Source organism: Inconstantimicrobium porci (genome assembly GCF_009696465.1).
GTDB lineage: Bacteria > Bacillota > Clostridia > Clostridiales > Clostridiaceae > Inconstantimicrobium > Inconstantimicrobium porci.
This window is the reverse complement of record NZ_VULX01000068.1, coordinates 1-1,571: the sequence shown is the minus strand read 5'-3', so window position 1 is coordinate 1,571 and position 1,571 is coordinate 1. Positions and strand designations below refer to the sequence as shown.

The 1,571-nt window shown below is 30.0% G+C and carries 2 protein-coding genes; both read left to right on the top strand.

The genetic code is table 11. The annotated features are described in order from the left end of the window. Positions 1 to 14: 14 nt before the first annotated feature. Complete coding sequence (locus FYJ33_RS15950; protein WP_154532945.1) at positions 15 to 1,244, top strand: IS91 family transposase; 1,230 nt, start codon at positions 15 to 17, stop codon at positions 1,242 to 1,244. Positions 1,245 to 1,258: 14 nt separating this feature from the next. Continuing rightward, positions 1,259 to 1,462, top strand: coding sequence for a hypothetical protein (locus FYJ33_RS15945; protein WP_154532943.1), 204 nt, complete (start codon positions 1,259 to 1,261; stop codon positions 1,460 to 1,462). The last annotated feature ends 109 nt before the right edge of the window (positions 1,463 to 1,571 follow it).

The window sequence follows — 1,571 nt, the reverse complement described above, 5'->3', positions numbered from 1 at the left end:
TTTTGGTGATTAATTTGAGCTTAGGAAAGATAGCAAAAATATTTAAAGAAAATTGGGATGAATTTTTATATTTATATGGACATAAAACGAGAGAAACAGTGAAAAGGGAAGTTGAAAAAATAATAAATTGTGGTGACATAAATAACGGATATATAGAATTTAAATGTCCTACTTGCGGAAATTCAAAAAAAGTTGGATTTACTTGTAAAAGTAGATTTTGTACATCTTGTGGAAAGATATACGTAGATAATTGGGTGGAAAGTATGCTTTCAAAGTTAATAAAAACTAAGCATAGGCATATGGTTTTTACTATTCCCGAGGAATTACGAGAAGTGTTCCAAAGAGAAAGATATTTACTTGGTTTGCTTCCGCAATGCGCAGCAAAAGCTGTAATGTCATGGCTTGAAGAACAAAATAAAAAGGAAAATTATACACCAGGAATAGTATCGGTCATACATACCTTTGGAAGAGATCTTAAATGGAATCCACATGTTCATATGATGGTTACAGAAGGTGGCATGGGAAATAATAATGGATGGAAGAATATAAAATATTTTCACTATGAGGCTCTAAGAAAAAGGTGGCAAAAAATTTTATTATATGAGTTAATCAATAAAAGCAAATACAAAAGAAAAATGAAACAACTTAAGAATAAGATATATGAAAATACTAAAAACGGATTTTATGTGCATGCTAAAAACCAAATAACTTCGGCTAAAGCAGCAGCGAAATATGTTGGAAGGTATGTAGGTCGTCCTGTAATAGCAGAATCAAGAATATTAAATTATGATGGACAATATGTAACATATAAATATCGTAGACATGAAGACAACAAAGAGATTATAGAACGAATTCATGTCATTGAGTTTATAAAAAAATTGATAATACATATACCAGAAAAAAACTTTAAAATGGTGAGATATTTTGGAGTTTATACAACAAGAAATAAACAAAATGTTAACTTGATAAAAATGTTTGAAAAAAGGATTTTTGATTTAAAAAAGAAATTGAGAAAATGGGAGTATAGAATACTAGCCAGCTTCGGCGTGCAACCTAAGCAATGTGAAAAGTGTGGGAGTATGATGAAATTTCATGATATTGTTTATAAGAATTTTGGATCGGTAAGAGAAAAATTAAAGAAAGAATATGAAAATGATATAAAGGAAAAATTGGAACAAGAAATAGAAAATTATGCGATATTTAAAGGTATAATTTATGGTAAAATAAAAGCAATATCAACATAATATGAGGTGAAAAAATGAATAAAGAAAATGATTGTATTACATATGTGTGTACTGTATGCAAAGTTAAGGAGGATATTCCAAGGGAAGCAGTGGAGTACTTTGATGAGATGGATCAGAGTAATATTAATGAACCACCGTGTTTCTCATGCGAAGCATGTGGCGGAATAATGAGACCTCAAAATTATAAAGGTGTATATGGAAAAACTTATACATATTAATTAGATTAACAATCAGAAAACCAGCATTACAGAGTATCTGTAGTGCTGGTTTTGATGCGTAATTTTAATTTATCTCCCGAAGGGAGCGTGGCGTAGCCACTTTTGTTCT

Excerpts from the sequence above, each read along its gene's own strand:
- FYJ33_RS15945 (WP_154532943.1), top strand. The coding sequence starts at position 1,259 with ATGAATAAAGAAAATGATTGTATTACATATGTGTGTACTGTATGCAAA.